The sequence below is a fragment of the Pseudoalteromonas sp. ABE4_541 genome (assembly GCF_056312285.1).
In genome coordinates this window covers 111,345-131,009 of record NZ_JBSVEM010000003.1, presented here as the reverse complement: position 1 = coordinate 131,009, position 19,665 = coordinate 111,345, and the positions used below count along the sequence as shown (strand labels likewise).

Here is a 19,665-nt window from a genome sequence, read left to right as displayed (position 1 = left end):
ATTGCGATAGGGAGATACGCAATAGAAAACACACATGGCCTTATATTAGGCCGGCCAACTAGTTGGTTAGATCGCACAATGGCTTAATAAAATGGCGATTACTGCTCGATGTAACAGATAACTGCTTTTTGCTCTGGGTTATCTTGTGTATCTTCGATTAGATATGACGCTTTTTTAGAGTTTTGACATAAACACATGTCGTAGTGGTTGATCATGTAAGCATTGCCTACCGCATCTTCATCTGTTTTTTGGATGCTACAAGTTGGCTCGCGCCAGATTGGGTCCCAGCCGCTTTGGCCAATAGCAACGATTTTAATGTTTTTAGGTGCAGTTGCAGCTGCTTGCTCAAGCTCTACGTTAGCAGTTGCGTTTAAAGCGGTACATGCAAGTAAAGTTGCGAATAACTTTTTCATTTTTCTTCCTTAATTTAAACGGGTAGTGATAGAGCTCAAACTCTAATCGGTCGCTATTCTAATGCTGAAATTGAATAATTCAAGTATGAATATATTAATAAATGAGTCTCTTTTAATTTTATAATTATTTGATATTTTAGTTTTTAAGGATTGTTTGTTGGGTTTTTATCTTGTTATGTTGTGATAATGTAAGCCACCTTTTTGATAAGTATTATCTGTTGCCATGCAATCGAAAACTGTGCTTGCCTCTCTTTTAATGTATGAATAATCGTTATTGCAAGCATGTATGCGAAGTGAAATGAAATAGAATAGCACCTATCGTTACTAGGATATTATTGATGATGTAATGTTTTAGGAATGTGAATAATAAAGTGTGCGCCTTCAACGTCGTCTATGCACTCAACGCTTCCTTGTAAAATGTGCACGACCGAGTTGTAAATGATATTCAGGCCTAAGCCTAAGTTACCTTCTCCCATACGAGTAGTGTAAAAAGGATCGAATATTATTTTGCGCTTGTCTTTGTCAATGCCTTCGCCATTATCAATGTAGTGGATCAGAACATGCTGTGTATCATCTTCTTCCACTTTGATAGTGACACGAGGCTTTTCGGTGTTTGCAAACCCATGTTTAACGGAATTTTCAACCAACTGAGTGATGACTTTGAGTAATACGGGGGCGTAAGAAGTGATCTCAAGTTTATTGCCGCAAATTTCAAATTTGACGGGTAACGCTAATGTGGAAGTCAGGCTTTTGATATTCTCTTTTAAAAATAAGACGGGTGAAAAGGTGGTAAGCTCGCTCATTTGCAATTTGGCCGACATCATTTTAAAGCGCTGGATCATATCGGCGGCTTTTTCACTGTTTTTTTGGCTTAGTTTAAGTAGCTCTGTGGACTCGTTAATAAACATGCCTAATTGTTCGGGGGTTAATGTACGCTTATTAAACTGTGCAGCGAGCTTTTCGACTAATGACTGCAAGGTAGAGTCGGCGGTGATCACTAAGCCCAGTGGTGTATTAAGCTGATGTGCCATACCTGATACCAAGGTCGTCATGGCGCGCATTTTTTCTGATTCAACCAGTTTTTCTTGGGTGCTTTGTAACTCATCGAGCAGTGTTTGTAATTGGCGCTTACGCTGATTGAGCCGAAACATAAAAAACCACGTTAGCACGATAATAAGCGAAGCACTTAAGAGTATTAGCCAAGCTTGTCGGCGCTCTGATTCTGCCTTTGCTAGAGTGACTTGATGCGCTTGTTCAAGCTGTGCAAGCTCCATTTCCTTAGTGCGTAACTTAGTTTGCGATACCATGTAAGCAAGGCCAATGGATGCTTGTTTATCGGCGAACTTCTTGGCGACCCCACTATATTGATCTAGTGCTTCTAATGCGCCGTGGAGATCGCCTGTTTTTCGTTTTAACTGACTTTTTAGCATCAGCGCCTCTTGTAACGTTGAGAACTGTTGATGCTGCTTACCCAGTAATACGACTTCTTCAAGCATATTAACTGCGTCATTATCTCGGGCTTGTTCTGAATAAGATTTTGCCAACTCTAATTTCGGTTTGAGGGCTTTTGAATGAGCATTTTGCACTTGCCAATTATCTATCGCTTGTTTGAGGTGCAGCTCTGCTTGCTCATACAGCTTTTTATCGGAATAAACGCGACCAAGGTTATACAGCGACCATGATTCATGATACTTAAAGTTGTTTTTTTGCCTGATATCGAGTGCTTTTTCGTGTAGCGCTAGCGCTTTGTCTATATCCCCTTTTAAAAAAGCGACTTCACCTAGGTTATTCAGCCCTGTGCCTTGCTGTGAGATTAAATTTTCTTTTACTGCTGAGTCGTAAAAGCGTTGAAAATAGTGCTCAGCTTCGTCAAGTAAGCCCAGTTTTAAATACACATGGCCAATGTTGTTTTCAGTTTGGTAAATAAACTCGGGGCGACCCAGTAGCGGTGCTTCTTGATACGCTTTTAAGTTATATTCAAGTGCCAGTTCGTACAGCTGCGCATTAGAAAATGCACTGGCAGAAATACTATAGTAGCTGTACAAAATCCCCGGCTCATCAATGTCTCTGGCTAATAGCCTTGCTTGCGCCAGCGTGCTCATGGCCTCTTCAATGCGATCGGCATTAATTTGGTACCAGGATTTTAAATACAACAATCGAATCGTTTGTGATTTAGCGAGTGTTGTTGGATGCTCAGCCAGCGCTTTATCCACTTTGCTAATTCCGTCAATAGGTGATTGACCCGCTGCGCGACTGATGTCAGAGCGTAATTGACTAAAGGCCTCGTCGGGTAATTTGGCATGTGCATAAAAGGGGAGCAGTAAACTAAAAACAACGACAATAAACAAGCAACGTAACTTCATGTAAATACAGCTTTCGCGACTACAAGAGTATTAAGTCTAGTCAATGCTGAACTGTTTACGAGTTGTACCCGCTACTTAGAGTTCAGTTACTCCATTGTTCACGACGCTCGGCAAAATAATTTAGTGTTTGGCGAATGGGGTAGATGGATATCGCTGCGGTTTCTACTATATTGCAAAACCATCTTCCTATTTGGTAAATGGCACTAAGTTGGTGGTAATTAAAATAGCCTCTGGCGATTAATTGCATAAGCATAAGTGCAATAAAAGTCAGAGACATATACATACAAACTCGCGCTGTTCTGGAAAAGAAGCACCCTTTTAATCGATGTAATAAGTACAGAGTTAGTATGAGTGTGAATTTAAATACGATAGTGCCAACATAAAACACTTTAATACGACCAATCTGCTCAAATTTAAGTGAAAGCAAGTATGCTTCAGTCTCAGCACCAAAGCACGGAATACAGCAAAAACAGTTATAAAGCATGAATGCAACTCATGAAGTTGCAACGAATAAAGGGAGCGATGGTGGGCTGTAAATAATGCCCATTTATGGGTTGGAAATTGCGTGATAATAAACCAGAGGAACACGAGTAAAAAATAGCTGTTGATTATCCATGCAAACTTATATAAAACTTCATTCATCAGGCTTGCTTGCAAGGTAAATGTACCTTTATGGTTAGGGCTTTGTTTTTGGAGCTTTGCTTCACACTACTTTCTCTGTTGCTGCTTTTTTTAAAGATTTCAGTGGATACGTAGCTAACACGCTTATTGCGACTAATTTACATACCCAAACACCTGTAGTATAGATTATACCTAGAGCATGAAAGCCATAGTAACCACGCGCAATTAAGTCCATGAATAACAAAAGCATATAAACGATAGTCATATATGTACACATTCTTGCTGTCGGAGAAAATGTACAACCTCTAACAAGGTGTAAGCAAAATAGTGTCAGCACAAGTGCAAGTTGAACTATCATCATACTTGGATAAAACAACATTATTTTATCCATTTTACTCATTTCTAGCGATAATAAGTATTGCTCAGTTGAAACGCCAACTAGATTAAAAATTAAAAACGAGAAGGTGGTTAAAAAGCATGAATGAAGTTCATGGTGCTGGACTGAATATAGGTCTCTTTTAGAGCCGAAGAAAAGCTTCCATTTAATTTGAGAAAACTTTTTCACCCAAAAGATAACAATAAAAAAGATACATATATTAAATACCCACCCCAAACTGAATAAAAATTCATTCATACTTATATTCCTTTATAGCTCTAAATTAACTTTTAAGTATTTGCGGGAACAAGTCTAGCCGCTTGATATGGGCGTCCTCCAGCACCACCTGTCCCACCTACGACTTTCTCTGTCTGCTCTTTCGAAAGCGACTTTAATTTCTTTGCTTTTAAATTTAATTTAATTGAGGTTTTCATAATCCAGTCCTTATTTTTTGGCATACATCCCTGACCTTAGAGTGTGAATGTTAACCTTAAGTACACAAAATGGCAACAAAGCTAATGTTAATTCCCACGTACTCGGTTGGTTTGTATGAATTTATTTATATGTATATACCTGCCAGAGCTCAATAGTAAGCGGCAGTCAAGGTTATGTTACTTTGCCGAGATTAGTTCAACAAATAAAATATTTAAGACGTTGGTCGCACGGTAATTGAGGTATGAGCAGTTTAGGTGTTTTGTGAACAGTAATAGCGTGATTACACTTTCACTTATATTTTTGATTTCTAGTCATATTTTAATCTTTTATATACTTTTCTAGTTATTTAAATTCAATGGGTTATAAGTGAGGCTAAAAACTCATACTCGTTAACGATGGCAACGCTTTATTTCTTCAATGAGTGCGTTAGCCAGTGGTGAAGCAGTATTATTTTTAGACGAAATTAGCATCACTGGAATTTGGTAATTGTATTTATCTGGCAAAATGGGCTTAAACAGGCCCTTTTCAACCCAAAAGCTGGCGTAGTGCTCGGGCAGGTAACCAATAAATTGGCCAGATAAAATGAGGTGGGCAATGCCTTCGTCGTGATAAGCGGTGGCGCTATTTTGATAGTTGAGGCCATCGTTGCGGGTTTCTTTATCGCGCATATAGTTACTGGAGATCACTTCGGCATTTTTAAGGTGTTTGCTAATCTCACTGGTTTTGCAATTAAACAATGGGTGGCCAGCCGCACAGTATAAAAAGTTCGTTTCGTTGTATAGCGGGTAGTAATCTAAACCACGCAGTTGATGGCGGCTTACGCCAAGGCCCACGAGTGAGCGGCCGTTGACTACAGAGGTTTCTACCTCTTTTGCTTCACACACATTGATATCAAACTGAACTTGGTCGCTTTTGGCTTTAAGCGCGGCAATGGCGTGGGGCACGCCGCAGCGAGGATCGCTGACCATGGTATCAATAATAGCCAAGGTAACACGCCCCGATAATTCGTTTTTAGAGCTGGCTACGGTGCTGGCAAAGGCCTCACATTGTTGCAGTAATTCTAGTGATGCTTGATAAGTCACGCGGCCAGGCTCTGTGAGTTCAAAGCCACTGCGGCCGCGCTTGCACAGTTTTAGCCCCAGCCGTACTTCTAAGTCAGATAAATGCGAACTAATGGTTGAACGGCCAATATTTAAGCGTGATTCGGCCGCTGAAAGGCCACCGCATTCTACTATGGCGACAAATATTCTCAATAAGCGTAAATCAACGTCTTGAACCTGCATGGAGTTCCTTACAAACAATCAAACTTTTAGTTCGATAAAATCGGAATGAATTACGATTATTATGCATTTATAAAACATCTTGCACAAGTTAGCATTAGCGCATAATAGCGAGAACAACTATCGCAACAAGATGATATTTGGAGAGTAATATGACGTTTAGATATGGTGTTGACCGTCTAAATTTAGATATTGTAAATGGTATTGCTGATGGCAGTATCAAAGCGGAGCTTTGCCAAAAAGCATTAGACAAAATTAATAAAAGCCGCAGTAATGTTGATAAAATGGCCGCCTCTGACAAAGCAATATACGGCATTAATACCGGCTTTGGCCCTCTGTGCGATACACAAATTTCTCCTGAAGAAACCCACCTGTTACAAAAAAACCTGTTGATCACCCATGCTGTGGGTGTGGGTGAGCCAATCGCCAAACCAATCTCAAAACTTATGCTGATCACTAAGGTTCATGCGCTAAGCCAAGGTTTTTCAGGCATTCGCTTAGATGTAGTCGAGCGTATGTTGAAGTTCATTGAACTTGATTTAATTCCGGTTGTGCCTGAGCAAGGCTCTGTTGGCGCATCGGGCGACTTAGCGCCACTCTCTCACCTATTTTTACCGCTACTTGGTGAAGGTGAGTTTTGGCAAGGTGAGCGAATTGTTCCTGCGGCACAAGCACTCAAAGAACATGGCTTAGAGCCGCTTGAATTACACGCTAAAGAAGGTTTGGCACTGATCAACGGTACGCAATTTATTTTATCTCACGCCATTACCGCGCTGACTAAAATGCGTTACTTACTTGATTTAGCGGATCTTACTGGTGCCATGAGCATTGAAGGTATGCAAGGTAGCCAATCGCCGTTTAGAGAAGAGTTACACCAAATTCGTGCGTTTGCAGGCAATATTGAAGTGGCTGCACGTATGCGTCGTTTCTTTAAAGGCTCGCAAAACATGGCGGCTCATGAAGAGTGTGATCGTGTACAAGATCCATACTCATTACGCTGTATCCCACAAGTACACGGTGCATCTCGTAATGCTTACAATCACTTAAAAGAGCTTGCTGAAATTGAGATGAACTCGGTCACAGATAACCCTATTGTAATAAGCGAAGAAGAAGCTATTTCAGGTGGTAGCTTTCACGGTCAACCTCTGGCTATGGTTCTGGATTATGCCTCTATCGCGGCGGCAGAGTTAGGTAATATTTCTGACCGACGTTGTTACTTATTGCTTGAAGGCTTACACGGTTTACCACGTTTGTTAACCACATCGGGCGGCTTAAACTCGGGTATGATGATCCCGCAGTACACCACGGCCGCATTGGTGACTGAAAATAAATCACTGTGCTTCCCGCCCTCAGCAGACAGTGTACCAACCTCAATGGGCCAAGAAGATCACGTGTCTATGGGCAGTATCTCGGGCCGTAAGCTGAATCAAATTTTAGGTAACCTTGAGAAAATCTTCGCTATTGAATTGATGTACGCAGCGCAAGCGATTGAATTTAGACGCCCGAATACGTGTTCAGATTTAATTGAAGAAAACTTTAAAGTGATCCGTAACAAGGTTGCCAAACTAGAAGAAGACAGACTATTAAAGCCTGACATCGACGCCATGATTGCATTGGTGAAATCTCAAGCATTTACTGTGAATTAAGGGAAGTTGTGATGAATTTTCAAGAACAAATTAAACAAGGTATCCCAAGCGTTTTGCCTGCACCTAAGCCATATCCGGCTGACGCAAACCGTGCGCCAAAGCGTAAAGACATTCTAACGGCTGACGAAAAGCAATTAGCTATTCGCAATGCGTTGCGTTATTTTCCAAAAGAATGGCATCAAGAGTTAGCCGCCGAATTTGCCCAAGAGCTCAAAGATTTTGGCCGTATTTACATGTATCGTTTTAAGCCAAACTACGAGTTAAAAGCACGTTCAATTTCAGACTACCCAGCTAAGTGCGAGCAAGCTGCCGCAATCATGCTGATGATTGACAACAACTTAGATCCAGCGGTTGCCCAGCACCCTGAAGAGTTGATCACCTACGGTGGTAACGGTGCGGTATTCCAAAACTGGGCACAATACTTATTGGCGATGAAGTACCTAAGTGAAATGGAAGAAGACCAAACGCTACACATGTACTCGGGCCACCCTATGGGCTTGTTCCCATCATCAAAAGATGCGCCGCGTGTGGTTGTGACCAACGGTATGATGATCCCGAACTACTCAAAACCAGATGATTGGGAGCGCTTTAACGCACTCGGTGTAACGCAGTACGGCCAGATGACAGCAGGCTCATTTATGTACATTGGCCCGCAAGGGATCGTGCATGGCACGACTATCACGGTCATGAACGCGTTCCGTAAAGTTTTAAACAAAGGCGAAAGCCCGCAAGGTAAGATCTTCTTAACAGCAGGTCTTGGTGGCATGAGTGGTGCGCAGCCTAAAGCGGGTAACATTGCAAACTGTATTACGGTGTGTGCGGAAGTTAACCCGAAAGCCGCGACCAAGCGTCATCAACAAGGTTGGGTGGATGAACTGATCGATAACATGGATGAGTTGATCGCCCGTGTGAAACAAGCGCAAGCGAACGAAGAAGTGGTATCGATTGCTTACATCGGTAACGTGGTTGATGTGTGGGAAGCATTCTATGAGCAAAATATCTTTGTCCATTTAGGTTCTGACCAAACATCGTTACATAACCCTTGGTCTGGCGGTTATTATCCGGTTGATATTAGCTACGAAGAATCAAACCGTTTGATTCGCGAAGAGCCCGAGCAATTTAAAGAAAAAGTACAGGCAACGCTTAAGCGCCATGCTGATGCGGTAAACAAGCACACGGCCAAAGGCACATACTTCTTTGACTACGGTAATGCCTTCTTACTTGAAGCATCACGCGCTGGTGGCGATGTCATGGCAGAAAATGGTATCGATTTTAAATACCCGTCATACGTGCAGGATATTCTTGGGCCTATGTGTTTTGACTATGGCTTTGGTCCATTCCGTTGGGTATGTACCTCAGGCAAACCGGAAGATTTAGATAAAACCGATGCGATTGCCGCTGAAGTGCTGAATAAGATCATGGCAGAGTCGCCAGAGGAAATTCAGCAACAGATGCAAGACAACATCACTTGGATAAAAGACGCGAAGCAAAACAAGCTGGTAGTCGGTTCACAAGCACGTATTTTATATGCGGATGCGCAAGGCCGAGCTGAAATCGCCAAAGCCTTTAATGATGCAATTGCACGCGGCGAAATTGGTCCTGTGGTACTGGGCCGAGACCACCACGATGTAAGTGGTACGGATTCACCATTCCGTGAAACATCAAACATCTACGATGGCAGCCGTTTTACGGCGGATATGGCGATTCACAACGTGATTGGTGATAGCTTCCGTGGTGCAACTTGGGTGTCTATCCACAACGGTGGCGGTGTAGGCTGGGGTGAAGTGACAAATGGCGGCTTTGGTATGCTACTTGATGGCACACTAGAAGCGGAAGGCCGCTTGAAGTCAATGCTGTTGTTTGATGTAAACAATGGTATTGCACGCCGCAGCTGGGCACGTAATGAAGAGGCCAACTTTGCTATCAAACGCGAAATGGCCCGTACGCCGAAGCTGAAAGTCACGTTAGCCAATAATGTTGATGACGAGATTTTAAATAACTTGTCGTTTTAAGTGGTGATTTGAGCTGCATCGATTGGCGCAGCTCAGTGTTTTAATTACTTTAAAATGGTGCACAAACCAGTCTTACGCCATTGAGTGCAGTATCGTCGTCACCGCCTTGAGTGTCTTCAACTCTCGTAATAATGCCGGTTACGGCCTGGCCAGATGGACATGAGTATTGACTACTCCAGTCTCCCCAGCTGCTATTTGCGCCCGCTGAGATCAAAGTACCGTTCTGACAGTACAGTTGTACATCGTTGGCCGCTGTGTCATCACCTCCTCCTTGTGGTGGCTCTGTTTGCATTCTAAACCCGGTAACAGGGTTATAACCCCCCGAGCAAAATGCATCTGAACTCCAGTTACCCCATGAGGCGTATTTGCTGTAAATTCTGTAGTAACTGCTACTGCCTTTGGGAGCACAATATAGCTCGATATCGTTTAGTGCAGTATCATCACCCCCTCCCTGAGGTGGTTCGCTGCGTATACGGTAGCCAAAGACATAATTATTTGCGGCGCACTTGACGATATTACCCCATCCACCCCAGTAGCCATCAGTGGCTTGGCGTTGCGCATAATAGCCTGATGGGATCATAGTGCCCCCGCGAATTTGATCGATACAGCTACGAGTATCACCGTCAAAACTACAAGTGAGTGCTGCGCTTGAGCGATAAGGCTGGTTATATCCATTGCTATCACCATGAGTGGTGATTTGGTTGATAATGGTGTTAAAGTCCCCGCTTGAATAGGCTGATGCATTACCTATGTGTGCTCGATTATAGCGTTTAAAAGAGATTTTATTGGTTGTTGTGTTTAAGGAGATACTCCAAAATATATTGTGAAAGGCAGCATTAACATTCACAACGGGAACTGGGCTGCCGTGCTTGTTTTTGATGTTGTTGCCAAAAGCATCTATTACAAAGCCTGGACTATTTTCCTTGTAGTCACAGTGATCGCCACCACCACCTTGGTTACAGTGATAATGTCCATGAATGATAGCAGCTAAGTTGATGTTCCTTACCGCAGCCTGAAAATCGCCAGAATAACTGCCGCCTGGGTAGTGGCCAACAATGATTACGGGTTTGTCTGTACCTATTTTACTGATTGCACGTTTTAAGTAGGTAACGGCATTTTGAGAGTAAATTTGGTTATGTAGCTGGATCAAATATGCAGCCGCATTGCTTGAAGATGTGCCTGGCTGGGCAAGCGCAGCGGTATAGTAATACGCATCTGCACTCGTGCAGTAATGCTTAGGATTATGGTTAAATCCAGAGCAATTTCCACCATCGATATTGGTGTGGTATTCATCAAAGATTTTCCAACCTTTGTTATAAAGATCTTCGTATGAATGTAGTTCACCGTAGTTGTCAAAGCTTGTTTCATCGTCGGCTAAATCATGTGAATCATGGTTACCTAGCCCGTCTAGCACTTTCACACCAAAACTTTCCATGTATTTATGTGCATTGCCGTATGTAGTTCGTCCATCACCATCCATTGTAAGGTCACCAGCAATAGGAATAGCCTTAATACAATTCGTACACTTTGATGCTAATATCGCCGCATCTCTCATGGTGTTTTGCGCCCTAGCTGTTCCTGCGCTATCAGACCAACCAAATTGCGGGTCAGCGATAGCGAAGAAGTTGATTTCTTGAGCTTGGATGGTGCTACTAAAACAGCCTAGTAATGTTACAAAAGCAAGTTTTTCTAACATTCTTACTCTGTTATATTGCATTCTTCTCTCCTTAGTTGCAGTTGTATAAAAAGGGGCACCTGTTTTCAGGTTTAGAAATTATTAGACAGGAAAGTGAAAAAGGTTAATTACATAAGATTACATGTGCGGCATAACTGCAGGAGATTATCCGGTGGTGTGAACTGGGCTTGGGGTGTTTGTGCGAGATTCGATAAGAGCTTGATGGGCTGGTAAGTGAGTTGAAGCGTCATACAGCTTAACAGAGCATGCATAATGGGCTCAAAGCTTGGGTAAGAGAGTTGGCAAATAAGTTACGCGCCTGTGGCGTGGCTTGATACAATACGCCCACGATTATCCATCACTCACAATCGCATCCACTTCAGTCTCTACCAGCCAATCTGGGTCAATAAAACCTTTTACCTCCACAAACGTACAAGCAGGGCGTATGTGTGAGAACAGTTCGCCATGGGCTTTAGCTGCTTGTTCCCATTGCGTTATGTCAGTGAGCATAATGCGCGTTCTGATCACGTCTTCCATACGACCACCCGCTTGTTCAATGGCATGAATCGATAACTCTAAGCAGTATTTCGTTTGTACATATACATCACCAATATGTACGGATTTCCCTTCTTGAATTGGCGCTGTGCCAGCGACGGCAATATGGTTACCAATACGGCACGCCCGTGAAAAGCCGATAGGCTGTTCTAGGTGTGAGCCCGAGCTGATGTTTTTTCTCATTGTAACCCTTATTTAGTATTACTCCTGACTGACTATAAGGTGTTGATTGATTGAGGTCAAAGTTTGCCATCTCGGGTTGCTAATCTGATTTTCTATATTGCTGATAAAGATGTATAACTTATTCTTTAATAAATACAGCTGGTCGACTATTTAACTTAAGGCCTAAAGTAGAAAATAATACAGAGAGTGGAGTATGACAAAAATAAGTAAAGATAAATTAGAGTTTTATGATAAGCATGGCTTTGTAAGGCTTGAAAATGGGTTGAGTGATGAACTGCTTAAGCGGCTGAGAGATTTATCCGCAAAGTTGGAGGAGTTAGCCAAGCACGAGTTTTCAAAAGGGGAAGTGAGCAGTCAATATTGCATGTCGGTAGAGTCGGGTGAACCGAGGTTATTTCGTTATAACGACTTACTATATGATGCGCCTGAACTGGTGATTGAACTGCTGGCAACACCTTGCATGATGGCAGTGTGTCATCAGCTTTGTGGCATTGGTTGTGTGCCAATGGAGTTAGACCTGTTGTACAAGTACCCTCATCCACACCCACATGTAGCTTGGCACCAAGGGGCAATGCATCCTCGTAACTACCCATATTTAAATGTAGGAATTTATCTAGATGATGCGGATATCGATGATGGTTGTTTACGGTATGTACCTAATACACAGCACCAGCTTCAAGATATTTACCAATTATCCAGTGTGCATGGCTGGGAGATCCCTGGGGTCGTGCAACAAAACGCCAAAGCAGGTGATATTTTGGTGCAAGATATGATGATTTTACATAGCTCTGAGCCTAAGCGTTCACCGGGCGTGCGTAGAACCATTTACGTAGAGTTACGGCCGATGGCAGGGATTGAAGAAAGCAAAGCGCAGAGCAATGAGTGGGCAGAGTTAAGAAAGCAATGGATGGCGCATGTTATTGCTGCTGCGAGTGAAGCTGACGTACCCGAAGGTTGGGCTGAGTTTTACGGTAAACCACAGGTTGAACTCAAAGAATTAGTTGAAAAAATAAAGCAAAGGGAAGAACCCCCTATTCCAGCTGTGTGGGCGCCAAGGCCTGTTGCGCATCCTGATTATCCAACTCGGGCAGATTTACGTTAAGAATAAATAAGGCCAAGCAAACGCTTGGCCTTATGACTAGGTATTGTGGTTTGTCTTACAAACCAAAAGTGCGTGAAACGCTGAACACGATGCGCTCATCCGCTGTATCTGAATCAATACTGGTGTTTTCCGCAGCCACTTCAATATCAAATCCTTCAACATTGGTTTGGTAGGCTAATCGGTAGTGTTGATAAGATTTATCACCTGTATCCCACATAAACTTGTTACCATCTAACGAGTTAGACACATCAAAGCTTGCACGCAATGTGTGACCTGGCGCAACTTCTACGCTGTGGGCAACCATATAAATGATTTGTCCAACATCTAAGCCAAAGTAATCCCAGCTATACCAAAAGTTAAACTCGGTTTGACCCAGCGAGTTAGCAAAGCCAAACTTGGTGTAGGCTTCAAAGTAGTTCCCATCACTTGAGTTACTATCGCCATGGTAGCTGTAATAAGCTAAACCGTAATCGACACTCCATTGATCGTTCAAAGTTACAAACTTACCTAAGTAGAAATCCCATTCTATGTCGGTGTTACCGAAGTCTACATTTGAAGCCCAAGTGCCAGCATAAACGCCATTATCAAATGCGTAATCTAGGCTACCTTGCAAAGCAGGATCGTTCTGCGTTTGACTTACACCGTTAAAGGTATAGTCAGATGCTGCTGTAACGGTTGCAGACCAGTCTGCCATTGCATGGCTTGAAGCGAGAGTTAATGCACCTAAAAGAAGTGTTCTAGTCGTTGTCATTATGTTGTATTCCTTAGCTAGCAGTTTCTATTTTACTGTAGTCAATTTTGTTGTCTTTTGGTGAGCTATCAATTTGACTTACCGTTTTGAGCTTGTTGTATGCGATATACGCTGCACATGAGAAGAACAAGCCGATGACCAATGCGCCTACCCATTGAATTTGTAAAAATTCAAGTTTAAACAATAGCGTTAATAATGATAGTGCAACAATGTTAAATAACATATAGTTGCGCATACCTAAGCGCTGAACAGTCATGTTTAAGTTATCTGTGTAGAGCCTGATCAAAGAGTCGAGCGAGTTGATCACAAACACAACGCCGACAAACACCATGGCAAAGTTCTTGATGCCCGCGGTCGAAATACCCGCTTCGTGATAGTGATAAAGCACGCTAAACCACACCGCAATTGGAATGGATGGAAACACCAACATAGCCGCAAGCACTTGATAGGTTTTTAAGCCACCCACAAAACGTGATGTAAATTGACCGATCATGATACTCCAAGCAAACCACCAGAACAGGTAAAACTCGTGATAGTCATTCAATGGCAGCACAAACTGGTGAATGTTTGTGAAATAGTCACCAAGTAAGGCAAACTTATTGGTAAAGCTGCTCATGCCGCTCTCGCCAAAAATAAATGCAGCACCCCACATAAATGCAATTAAGCCAATAAATAGCCAAGTGGTTGAAATGCTTAAAAAACGTACATATTTCAAGCTGGTACTTGAATACACAGCAAAGCAAATTGCAGCGAATACCACAAAATAAAATGTCGGTATGATAGAGCTACCATCACCCACCTCAGGTAAATACCAAGGTAAATTCGATAGCAATAAGTAGGCTGTAAAAGCACAGGTGCCGATAATGATCACATTATTGACTAATTTCACCCAAGGAATTTCAAAGAACTTCACTTTGGGTTCTATTACGCAGAAATAAAAACAGGTAAGGAAATAAAATCCCCAGATCAAAAAGCCCCAAAAACCAAACTCAATGGCCAAAGGGTTTGCAAACGCATACTCTGGGCTTGCTTTTATGTCTGCGTAACCCGCAAACTCCGTTAAAGGAAACATGATCAGTCCGACATCTAGGCCTGACGTGAACAATATGGCGATAAACGTAAAAGTTTTAACTGGTGTGACGCCAACACACTGTAAATTACCCCATTTAAACAAAATTAAAGCAATTGCCAATAGGGTGAAAATGATACCAGCACTAAGCCATAAGGTCATTGTCACCCTCCCAAAATAAGTAAAAGTAACTCATTATTTCTCCGTTGTTTTTCTATTATATTCTCGCATTAATGCTTAAGGAGTAGCGTATTAATCTACTCCCTTGGGATAACCAATTTATCCCGCACGCCACTGCGAGTCCCACTCAGGTATGGCTACCTGAGCGAGTGGCCAATTTAGATCTCCGAACTACGCTGCGTTTGTTGCCATTGTGATGTCATAGCAACGGGTGCATTAAGGTTGTTAATTGGTGTTTTGCCCAAAATATGGTCTGCTGCTTTTTCAGCAACCATAATGGTAGGGGCGTTTAAATTGCCGTTTGGTATGGTTGGGAATATGGACGAATCAACCACACGCAAACTGTTAATACCGTGAACCTTGGTTTGAGAATCAACCACGGCCATATCATCCTCACCCATTTTACAAGAGCAAGATGGGTGATAGGCGCTTTCAACTGCTTTGCGTACAAAAGCATCAATTTGTTCATCGGTTTGTATGTCTTTACCCGGTTGAATTTCACCATCACGGTAATCATCAAACGCACTTTGCTCGATGATCTCACGTGTAAGACGCACACAAGCTCTGAAGCCTTCAATATCTTCTGGGTGTTGAAGGTAGTTAAATTGTATTTTAGGCGCGTCTTCTGGGTTGCTTGAAGCAATCGTCACTGAACCGCGGCTTTTTGGCTTATTGTGACCAACATGAACTTGGAAACCATGGCCATCAAACGCGCTTTTACCATCATATCGAATTGCTGCCGGTAAAAAGTGATACTGAATATCTGGCCATTCCACGCCCGGTTTAGAGCGAATAAAGGCACATGACTCAAAATGGTTTGTCGCGCCTAAGCCATCTTTGTTTAAGATCCAGCGTGCGCCAATTAAACCCTTAGAAATAAGCCCAAGCTTACCGTTGAGCGTAATGGGTTGCTTGCACTTGTATTGGAAATAAAATTCCAAATGGTCTTGTAAGTTCTGCCCAACGCCCGGTAAATGATGTTGTACTTCAACGCCTGCTTTTTCGAGCGTGTTTTTATCGCCAATGCCTGATAATTGCAACAGGTGAGGGGAGCCGATCGGCCCCGCACTTAAAATCACTTCGCGTTTAGCAAGCGCGGTTTGTACTTTGCCTTTAACTTTAAATTCAACGCCTTGTGCTTGTTTATTTTCAAGCAGTACGCGTTGAGCTTGCGCGCCAGTTATGATGGTTAAGTTGCTACGGCGTTTGATTGGGTCTAAGTAGGCTCGGCTCGCTGAGCAGCGACGGCCCCCTTTTACCGTCATATGCATGGGGCCAAAACCCTCTTGCTGAGCGGCATTATAGTCGTTGGTTTTGGTGTATCCGGCCTGTTGACCTGCTTCGATAAACGCGCGGTAGAGTGGGTTTTCCATCTCATTACCGTTGTTGACGCCTAGTGGGCCTTCAGAGCCACGATGTGCATTTTCACCCAAGTACCAAGATTCGGCTTTTTTGAAATACGGCAAGCACGACTGATAATCCCAACCTTGAGCACCATGTTGCTGCCACTCATCAAAGTCTTTTGCATGGCCACGCACATACACCATGCCATTGATAGACGACGAACCGCCTAACACTTTACCGCGCGGGCAATGCATTTTGCGATTATCAAGATATGGCTCAGGTTCGGTGTGAAACTGCCACGCGTACTTTTCGGTATTCATCGGAATAGATAACGCTGTAGGCATTTGAATAAAAATGCTTTTATCGCTGCCGCCTGTTTCTAACAGCAATACTTTATGTTGGCCGTTCTCAGTCAGTCGATTGGCCAACACGCAGCCTGCGGAGCCTGCACCGACGATGATGTAATCATATTTCTGTGTCATGCGTCCTCCAGTTAAAATGGGCTTTCAATTTTATTCATACCCACGTAAACCGACTTGGTTTGGGTGTATTGATCAAGCGTTTCAATGCCGTTTTCTCGACCAATACCTGAGTGCTTGTAACCGCCCACAGGCATTTCCGCAGGCGAGTTGCCATAAGCGTTGATCCAGCAAATGCCCGCTTGAATTTGGTGAATAACACGATGTGCACGTTGAATGTCTTTCGTGAATACGCCAGCAGCCAAACCAAGGTGGGTGTTGTTAGCTCGCTCTATAACTTCTTGCTCATCATCAAACACCAATACACTCATTACCGGACCAAAGATCTCTTCTTTGACTATGGTCATGTCGTCTGTGCAATCAACAAAAACGGTTGGTGCCACAAAGTAGCCATTAGGTGCTGATTCTGGGCTTAGTGCTTTACCGCCCGTTAATAATGTTGCGCCTTCGCTGATACCTTTATCGATGTAACCAAGCACCAGTTGCTGATGTGGTTTAGAGATAAGTGCCCCAAGGTTTACTTCAGGATCCATAGGGTCGCCAGCAATGATATTTTGCTCGGTGCGCGTTTTAAGTTCATTGATGAACTGCTCGTATACGTTGCGATGAACGTAGATGCGTGTGCAGTTTGTGCAAATTTCACCTTGAGTGTAAAAGTTGCCAAGCATCGCGGCGCTCACGGCTTCTGTGATATCAGCATCATCAAATACAATAAGTGGTGATTTACCACCTAATTCCATCGTGACTTCTTTTAACGTAGTGGCGGCACTGCTCATTACTTTTTTGCCAGTACCCACTTCACCCGTGAATGATACTTTCTCGATATCTGGGTGGCCTGTCAGCCATTGACCTACTTCTGCTGCGCCTTGTACCACGTTAAACACGCCTGCTGGTACACCTGCTTCAATAAATATTTCAGCCAGTTTGAGTGCGCCAAGCGGTGTTTCCTCAGAAGGCTTAAACAACAATACGTTGCCAGCTGCAAGGGCTGGGCCTGACTTCCAGCATGCAATTTGCAAAGGGTAGTTCCACGCGCCAATACCAGCACAAATACCCAGTGGCTCTTTGCGTGTGTAGTAAAAGTCACTGCCAACCATTTGTTGTTGGCCTACTTGTGCTGGCGCAAGACCTGCAAAGTACTCGATGACATCAGCACCGGTTTGCACATCAACGCATTCAGCTTCTTGCCACGGCTTACCTGTGTCGAGCACTTCAATTTTGGCCAGCTCATCGTTACGCGCTCTAAGTAGCTCAACGGCTTTTAATAAAATACGGCTACGCTCAATGGGTGTCATGGCTGACCAAGTGACAAAACCTTGCTTAGCGCTGTTGATTGCTGCTGTTTGAACGTGTTCATCAGCAACTTCAACGCGATAGATCACCTCATCCGTTGCTGGATTTTTCACTTCAAAACTTTCACCAGTTTGGTTTGGCATGTATTGGCCGTGAATAAAGTTTTGATAGACTGGGACGTTTTGCGTCATGGTTGTCATGTTAGGCTCCATACTGGCTGATCAATGTGTGAACATATGCTTTTGCTAGTTCTTCACTGTGTTTAAAATGGTCTTTATCCGATTGACTGAGTACGGCGCGCAGCCATAAACCATCAATCATAGCAGCACTGAGTTCGGCTGCACGTTTTGCGTCTTGCTTATGCATCAGTTGTCGGAATGAACTTGCAAGATTGCTATACAAACGTTTGCTATTTACATTCTGTAATCGGTGTAGCTCTGGGTCGTGCATTGACTGCGCCCAAAAGCTAAGCCATGTGCGGGTGGTATCTTTGCGTTGTTGTACCAAGGCAAAGTTGGCTTCTATGATGTACATCAGCCGTTGCTCGGGCGTTGTATTGGCATTGACCTTTGCTATCAGTTCAATTTTTAAATTCGATAAAAGATGTCGAACGGTCGCTTCAATTAAGCCTTGCTTACCACCAAAGTAATGGCTGATTATTCCCGAAGATAACCCCGCTTTTTTGCTAATGCTATTAATAGTTGTACCTTGTAAGCCAAGCTCGGCAACCGATTCTATGGTTGCTTTAATAAGTTGCTCGCGGCGAACAGGTTCCATTCCGACTTTAGGCATATTTTTATTAATTGAACGTTCAATAAAAATAAAGGTTAAAGAGTTAGAGAGGGGATTTCAATGTTGACATTTGCGTATGGCCCGTTCCCAACTGTATGTGGGTGTATTTAATTATTTGATTTATAATGTTTTATTTTAGTTTGAAAATAGTTGGAATATTTTTTGTGCAATCGGGCGTTGTGATGGGATTTTAGTCATGAATAGCTTAAATAAAGGACATAAAAAATTTTGAATGTTTTAAACCTTTTCAAAAAAGATTGCGACTAATGTTGTTTTTAAAACAATGAATAGTCTCAGGGAGCGTTATGCGCATTTTCATTTTTACCTCATTCATTTTCTCGGTATTACTTATGGGCCAAGCACAGGCGCAGCAGAGCAAAAAGGTACTTATTATTGCCTCTAATGTGCTGGATATGGGAGACCCTGAAGGGCATGATGCGAGAAATAACTTATGGGAAGTCGCACCGCCATATCATGTGTTTGTCAGCCATGGTTATGAGGTTGATTTTGCATCGCCTAAAGGGGGGCGGGTTGAGTTCATGATGGACCCGCTTGGGATCAGCAGTTACACCATAAAATATGAAGGCTTTTTGGATAAATCCAATCAGTCACTAAAGCCTGAGCAAATTAACCCAAGTGACTATTGGGCAATATATGTCGGCGGCGGTTACGGCCCTTTGTTTGATGTAGCCAGTTCAAAAGAACTACAAAATATCATTGCTAAAGTGTATCAAGCGGGTGGTGTTGTGGGCGGCAGCGGCCACGGACCGGGCGCATTTGCTAACGTAAAACTTAGTAATGGTCAGTATATGGTTGCAGGTAAACGCGTAGCGGGGTTCCCCAATTCTACCGAACGTGAAAAAAGCTGGGCAAAGCAAGGCACATTGCTACCATTTTTAGTGGAAGACCAACTCAACAAACGTGGTGCAAAAGCTCAAAACAAAGACACGTTACAAGACAAGCATGTTGTGGTGATTGAGGAGCGTATTGTCTCAACGATGTTTCTACCGTCTGCGGCAAATGTAGCTAAAGAAATGATTATCCTAAAACAGGCTGGTGAGGGGTAGTTCACTACACTGTGGAATATTGGCTATCG

17 protein-coding genes are annotated in these 19,665 nt (G+C 43.1%); 4 read left to right on the top strand and 13 right to left on the bottom strand.

The window, feature by feature from the left end; genetic code table 11:
• Positions 1–98 precede the first annotated feature (98 nt).
• From ACW689_RS04525 to ACW689_RS04500, 6 genes are all read right to left on the bottom strand, one after another.
• The gene (locus ACW689_RS04525; protein WP_476288752.1) at positions 99–413 is read right to left on the bottom strand and encodes a hypothetical protein; all 315 of its coding nucleotides are present in this window, start codon (positions 411–413) and stop codon (positions 99–101) included.
• Between the two features lie 332 nt (positions 414–745).
• Entirely contained in the window at positions 746–2,776 is a 2,031-nt protein-coding gene (locus tag ACW689_RS04520) for a tetratricopeptide repeat-containing sensor histidine kinase (RefSeq protein WP_476288750.1), read from the bottom strand.
• 82 nt (positions 2,777–2,858) lie between these two features.
• Positions 2,859–3,260 (bottom strand): hypothetical protein, encoded by a 402-nt coding sequence (locus ACW689_RS04515; RefSeq protein ID WP_476288748.1) that lies wholly within the window; start codon positions 3,258–3,260, stop codon positions 2,859–2,861.
• 219 nt (positions 3,261–3,479) lie between these two features.
• Complete coding sequence (locus ACW689_RS04510; RefSeq protein WP_476288746.1) at positions 3,480–4,031, bottom strand: hypothetical protein; 552 nt, start codon at positions 4,029–4,031, stop codon at positions 3,480–3,482.
• A gap of 32 nt (positions 4,032–4,063) precedes the next feature.
• Positions 4,064–4,207 (bottom strand): hypothetical protein, encoded by a 144-nt coding sequence (locus ACW689_RS04505; RefSeq protein ID WP_476288744.1) that lies wholly within the window; start codon positions 4,205–4,207, stop codon positions 4,064–4,066.
• Positions 4,208–4,597: 390 nt separating this feature from the next.
• Positions 4,598–5,491 carry a LysR family transcriptional regulator gene (locus ACW689_RS04500; protein ID WP_476288742.1) on the bottom strand — a complete coding sequence of 298 codons (894 nt, stop codon included), beginning with the start codon at positions 5,489–5,491 and terminating at the stop codon, positions 4,598–4,600.
• 149 nt (positions 5,492–5,640) lie between these two features.
• On the opposite strand from ACW689_RS04500, the gene hutH reads away from it, so the two are divergent.
• Both hutH and ACW689_RS04490 read left to right on the top strand, forming a co-directional pair.
• Positions 5,641–7,134 carry a histidine ammonia-lyase gene (gene hutH / locus ACW689_RS04495; protein ID WP_476288740.1) on the top strand — a complete coding sequence of 498 codons (1,494 nt, stop codon included), beginning with the start codon at positions 5,641–5,643 and terminating at the stop codon, positions 7,132–7,134.
• 11 nt (positions 7,135–7,145) lie between these two features.
• Complete coding sequence (locus ACW689_RS04490; RefSeq protein ID WP_476288738.1) at positions 7,146–9,146, top strand: urocanate hydratase; 2,001 nt, start codon at positions 7,146–7,148, stop codon at positions 9,144–9,146.
• 49 nt (positions 9,147–9,195) lie between these two features.
• Here the strand turns inward: ACW689_RS04490 and ACW689_RS04485 are convergent, their stop codons facing one another.
• Positions 9,196–10,863, bottom strand: coding sequence for a hypothetical protein (locus ACW689_RS04485; protein ID WP_476288736.1), 1,668 nt, complete (start codon positions 10,861–10,863; stop codon positions 9,196–9,198).
• 309 nt (positions 10,864–11,172) lie between these two features.
• Positions 11,173–11,559 (bottom strand): RidA family protein, encoded by a 387-nt coding sequence (locus ACW689_RS04480; RefSeq protein ID WP_476288734.1) that lies wholly within the window; start codon positions 11,557–11,559, stop codon positions 11,173–11,175.
• A gap of 193 nt (positions 11,560–11,752) precedes the next feature.
• On the opposite strand from ACW689_RS04480, the gene ACW689_RS04475 reads away from it, so the two are divergent.
• Positions 11,753–12,661: a phytanoyl-CoA dioxygenase family protein gene (locus ACW689_RS04475; protein ID WP_476288732.1), complete on the top strand. Its 909-nt coding sequence runs from the start codon at positions 11,753–11,755 to the stop codon at positions 12,659–12,661.
• 55 nt (positions 12,662–12,716) lie between these two features.
• Here the strand turns inward: ACW689_RS04475 and ACW689_RS04470 are convergent, their stop codons facing one another.
• The 5 genes from ACW689_RS04470 to betI all read right to left on the bottom strand — a co-directional run bounded on the left by ACW689_RS04470 (position 12,717) and on the right by betI (position 18,569).
• The gene (locus tag ACW689_RS04470) at positions 12,717–13,412 is read right to left on the bottom strand and encodes a TorF family putative porin (protein ID WP_476288730.1); all 696 of its coding nucleotides are present in this window, start codon (positions 13,410–13,412) and stop codon (positions 12,717–12,719) included.
• 13 nt (positions 13,413–13,425) lie between these two features.
• The gene (locus tag ACW689_RS04465; protein ID WP_476288728.1) at positions 13,426–14,643 is read right to left on the bottom strand and encodes a BCCT family transporter; all 1,218 of its coding nucleotides are present in this window, start codon (positions 14,641–14,643) and stop codon (positions 13,426–13,428) included.
• 176 nt (positions 14,644–14,819) lie between these two features.
• Positions 14,820–16,487 (bottom strand): choline dehydrogenase, encoded by a 1,668-nt coding sequence (betA, locus tag ACW689_RS04460; protein ID WP_476288726.1) that lies wholly within the window; start codon positions 16,485–16,487, stop codon positions 14,820–14,822.
• A gap of 11 nt (positions 16,488–16,498) precedes the next feature.
• A complete protein-coding gene (gene betB, locus ACW689_RS04455; protein ID WP_476288724.1) occupies positions 16,499–17,989 on the bottom strand; it encodes a betaine-aldehyde dehydrogenase in 1,491 nt (496 codons plus the stop codon).
• Complete coding sequence (betI, locus tag ACW689_RS04450; RefSeq protein WP_476288722.1) at positions 17,979–18,569, bottom strand: transcriptional regulator BetI; 591 nt, start codon at positions 18,567–18,569, stop codon at positions 17,979–17,981. The genes betB and betI overlap by 11 nt, the downstream gene beginning before the upstream one ends.
• Before the next feature lie 305 nt (positions 18,570–18,874).
• Between betI and ACW689_RS04445 the strand changes: the two genes are divergently transcribed.
• The gene (locus ACW689_RS04445; RefSeq protein ID WP_476288720.1) at positions 18,875–19,636 is read left to right on the top strand and encodes a type 1 glutamine amidotransferase domain-containing protein; all 762 of its coding nucleotides are present in this window, start codon (positions 18,875–18,877) and stop codon (positions 19,634–19,636) included.
• Positions 19,637–19,665 lie beyond the last annotated feature (29 nt).

What these genes read in the sequence shown, in the direction of transcription:
- ACW689_RS04470 (WP_476288730.1), bottom strand. Translation starts at nt 13,412, where the DNA reads ATGACAACGACTAGAACACTTCTTTTAGGTGCATTAACTCTCGCTTCA.
- ACW689_RS04445 (WP_476288720.1), top strand. Translation starts at nt 18,875, where the DNA reads ATGCGCATTTTCATTTTTACCTCATTCATTTTCTCGGTATTACTTATG.
- ACW689_RS04500 (WP_476288742.1), bottom strand. Translation starts at nt 5,491, where the DNA reads ATGCAGGTTCAAGACGTTGATTTACGCTTATTGAGAATATTTGTCGCC.
- ACW689_RS04505 (WP_476288744.1), bottom strand. Translation starts at nt 4,207, where the DNA reads ATGAAAACCTCAATTAAATTAAATTTAAAAGCAAAGAAATTAAAGTCG.
- ACW689_RS04485 (WP_476288736.1), bottom strand. Translation starts at nt 10,863, where the DNA reads ATGCAATATAACAGAGTAAGAATGTTAGAAAAACTTGCTTTTGTAACA.
- ACW689_RS04515 (WP_476288748.1), bottom strand. Translation starts at nt 3,260, where the DNA reads ATGCTTTATAACTGTTTTTGCTGTATTCCGTGCTTTGGTGCTGAGACT.
- ACW689_RS04510 (WP_476288746.1), bottom strand. Translation starts at nt 4,031, where the DNA reads ATGAATGAATTTTTATTCAGTTTGGGGTGGGTATTTAATATATGTATC.
- betI (WP_476288722.1), bottom strand. Translation starts at nt 18,569, where the DNA reads ATGCCTAAAGTCGGAATGGAACCTGTTCGCCGCGAGCAACTTATTAAA.
- hutH (WP_476288740.1), top strand. Translation starts at nt 5,641, where the DNA reads ATGACGTTTAGATATGGTGTTGACCGTCTAAATTTAGATATTGTAAAT.
- ACW689_RS04480 (WP_476288734.1), bottom strand. Translation starts at nt 11,559, where the DNA reads ATGAGAAAAAACATCAGCTCGGGCTCACACCTAGAACAGCCTATCGGC.
- ACW689_RS04520 (WP_476288750.1), bottom strand. Translation starts at nt 2,776, where the DNA reads ATGAAGTTACGTTGCTTGTTTATTGTCGTTGTTTTTAGTTTACTGCTC.
- ACW689_RS04525 (WP_476288752.1), bottom strand. Translation starts at nt 413, where the DNA reads ATGAAAAAGTTATTCGCAACTTTACTTGCATGTACCGCTTTAAACGCA.
- ACW689_RS04465 (WP_476288728.1), bottom strand. Translation starts at nt 14,643, where the DNA reads ATGACCTTATGGCTTAGTGCTGGTATCATTTTCACCCTATTGGCAATT.
- ACW689_RS04475 (WP_476288732.1), top strand. Translation starts at nt 11,753, where the DNA reads ATGACAAAAATAAGTAAAGATAAATTAGAGTTTTATGATAAGCATGGC.
- betA (WP_476288726.1), bottom strand. Translation starts at nt 16,487, where the DNA reads ATGACACAGAAATATGATTACATCATCGTCGGTGCAGGCTCCGCAGGC.
- betB (WP_476288724.1), bottom strand. Translation starts at nt 17,989, where the DNA reads ATGGAGCCTAACATGACAACCATGACGCAAAACGTCCCAGTCTATCAA.
- ACW689_RS04490 (WP_476288738.1), top strand. Translation starts at nt 7,146, where the DNA reads ATGAATTTTCAAGAACAAATTAAACAAGGTATCCCAAGCGTTTTGCCT.